Origin of the sequence: Actinophytocola sp. (assembly GCF_035712165.1) — a bacterium.
In the GTDB taxonomy this organism is placed as follows: Bacteria; Actinomycetota; Actinomycetes; order Mycobacteriales; family Pseudonocardiaceae; genus DASYTH01.
Window position 1 is genome coordinate 1 of sequence record NZ_DASTBH010000145.1, and the last position, 3,086, is coordinate 3,086.

General features: G+C 69.4%; 2 protein-coding genes. Both read left to right on the forward strand.

The genetic code is table 11. From position 1 onward, the window contains the following. Nucleotides 1-2,695, forward strand: a 2,695-nt coding sequence (gene ppdK / locus VFO68_RS08020; RefSeq protein ID WP_325157541.1) for a pyruvate, phosphate dikinase, incomplete at its 5' end; no start/stop codon positions are given. A gap of 103 nt (nt 2,696-2,798) precedes the next feature. Beyond that, on the forward strand, nt 2,799-3,086 hold a 288-nt coding region (locus VFO68_RS34245; RefSeq protein WP_414635471.1), incomplete at its 3' end, for an HXXEE domain-containing protein.

Genomic DNA, 3,086 nt, shown 5'->3' on the forward strand with positions numbered 1-3,086 from the left:
GCACATGCCGAAGTATGTGTACGACTTCAGCGAGGGCAACCGCGGTATGGCGGATCTGCTCGGGGGGAAGGGCGCCAATCTGGCTGAGATGACCGCGATGGGCCTGCCGGTGCCGCCGGGTTTCGTTATCACCACTGAGGCCTGCCGCATCTTCCTGGACAAGGGGCAGCCGCCGGCCGGCCTGGCCGCGGAGGTGGACGCGCAGCTGCATGCCTTGGAGGGTGTGCTGGGCCGCAAGCTCGGGCAGGTCGACCAGCCGCTGCTGGTCGCGGTGCGCTCCGGTGCCCGGTTCTCCATGCCCGGGATGATGGAGACGGTGCTCAACATCGGCCTGACCGATGAGTCCGTGGTGGGGCTGGCGAACTGGTTCAGCGACCCGCGGCTGGCCTGGGACTCCTACCGGCGGCTGCTGCAGATGTTCGGCCAGACCGTGCTGGGCCTCGACGCGCAGCTGTTCGGGTCGGCGCTGGAGGCGGCCAAGGCGGCCAAGGGCGTGCGCACCGACCTCGGTCTGGACGCCGAGGACCTGCGCCGGCTGGTGCACGAGTTCAAGGCGATCATCCGCGAGCACACCGGCCGTGAGTTCCCGCAGGATCCCCGCGAGCAGCTCGACCTGGCGATCCGGTCGGTCTTCGACTCCTGGAACACCGAACGCGCCCGGATCTACCGGCGCACCGAACACATCCCCGAAGACCTCGGTACCGCCGTCACCGTGTGCGCGATGGTGTTCGGCAACGTGGGCCACAACTCCGGCACGGGCGTGGCGTTCACCCGCGACCCGGCCACCGGCGCGCCCGGCGTGTACGGCGACTACCTGCCCAACGCGCAAGGCGAGGACGTGGTCGCCGGCATCCGCAACACCCTGCCCCTACAACAGATGGCCGAACTGCAGCCGCAGCCCTACCGGGAGCTGATGGAGATCATGCGCCGGCTCGAGGAACATTACCGGGACCTGTGCGACATCGAGTTCACCATCGAACGCGGCAAACTCTGGATGCTGCAGACCCGGGTGGGCAAGCGGACCGCGGCCGCCGCGTTCCGCATCGCCGCCGCGCTGTGCGACCAAGGACTCATCGACGCCGACGAGGCGCTGCGCCGAGTCACCGGCGCCCAGCTCACCCAGCTCATGTTCCCCCGGTTCAGCACCGACGCCACGATCCGACCGGTCACGACCGCCGTGCCCGCCTCGCCGGGCGCCGTGGCCGGGCAGGCGGTGTTCGACTCGCCGACCGCGGTCAGCCGGGCCGCCGACGGTGTGCCGGTGATCCTGGTGCGCCGAGAGACCAACCCCGACGACCTCGACGGCCTCATCCACGCCCGTGGCGTGCTGACCACCCGCGGCGGCAAAACCTCCCACGCCGCCGTGGTGGCCCGCGGGCTGGGCCGCACCTGCGTGTGCGGCGCCGAAGAATTGGACATCGACCCCGCCGCCCGACGGTTCACCACCCCCGACGGCACCATCGTGGCCGAAGGCGACATCATCTCCATCGACGGCACCACCGGCGCGGTGTACCTGGGCGAGGTCCCCGTCGTGCCGTCACCGGTGGTGGAGTACTTCGAGGGCACCCGCACACCGGACAGCGACCTGCTGCGGGCCGTCGACCAGATCATCCGCCACGCCGACGCCCGCCGCCGGCTCGGGGTGCGGGCCAACGCCGACACCCCCAGCGACGCCCAACGAGCCCGCAAGTTCGGAGCACACGGCATCGGACTGTGCCGCACCGAGCACATGTTCCTCGGCGACCGGCGCATCCTCGTGGAACGGCTGATCCTCGCCCAGGACGCGACCGAACGCGACACCGCCCTGGCCGAGCTGCTCGTCCTGCAGCGGCAAGACTTCGCGCAGATCCTCACGGCGATGGACACCCTGCCGGTGACCATCCGGCTGCTCGACCCACCCCTGCACGAGTTCCTCACCGACCGCACCGAACTCTCGCAACGGGTCGCGGTCGCCAACGCGCTCGGCAAACCCGACACCGAGGCCACCCGGCTGCTGCACGCCGTCAACCGGCTGCACGAACAGAACCCGATGCTCGGCCTGCGCGGAGTGCGGCTCGGCCTGGTCACCGCCGGCCTCTACGAGATGCAGGTCCGAGCCATCGCCGAAGCCACCGCAGACCGAATCCGCTCCGGCGGCCGACCCCGCGTGGAGATCATGATCCCACTGATCAGCGACCCGAAAGAACTGGAGATCATCGCCAGCCGGGCCCGGCAGATCCTCAACCAGGTCAGCGCGGAGCACAGCGTCGACCTCCACCCCGAGATCGGCGCGATGATCGAACTACCCAGAGCCGCCCTGATGGCAGCCCGCATCGCCGAAACAGCACAATTCTTCTCCTTCGGCACCAACGACCTGACCCAAACCACCTGGGGCCTATCCCGCGACGACGTGGAGGCGGAGTTCCTGCCCGCCTACCTCGAGCAGGGCATCCTGGACATCTCACCATTCGACACCATCGACCGCGACGGTGTCGGCCAACTCATGGCCATCGCCACCGACCGCGGCCGAACCACCCGCCCCGACCTCACCCTGGGTGTGTGCGGCGAGCACGGCGGCGACCCGGCCTCGATCCAGTTCTTCCACCACATCGGACTGGACTACGTGTCGTGCTCACCGTTCCGGGTGCCGATCGCGCGCCTGGAAGCCGGCCGGGCCGCGGTCGGCGAGTCACACCGCGTCTCCGACAGCCGCTGACCATCGGGACATCCCGCCAATCCGGCGGGACACGGCCGATGGACACGTCCTGCGCAAGCTGCCGAAGGCCCTGCCCATTCCCGAAGGGCTGCGCCGTAACGGCATTTCGCAGCGGCAGTTCAACATGGGCGTTGGCATCGTGGGTCTGGTGATGAGCGCTGCAGCGGCGCTTGGTGTGAGGTCGAACGGGCGATCGCCCGTCTTTCGTGGAGTCCTGCTGGGGTTCGGGTTACACGGTTTCGGGCACCTGGCCATGGCGGCCGCAGCGCGACAGTACGTGTCCGGTGCGGTCACCGCCCCGACCATGGTGATCCCGTTCTGGCTCTGGGCTCGCCGGGAACTCGCCATGGAGGGCATCCTCGACATCGACCGCACCACAGTAGCCGTGGCG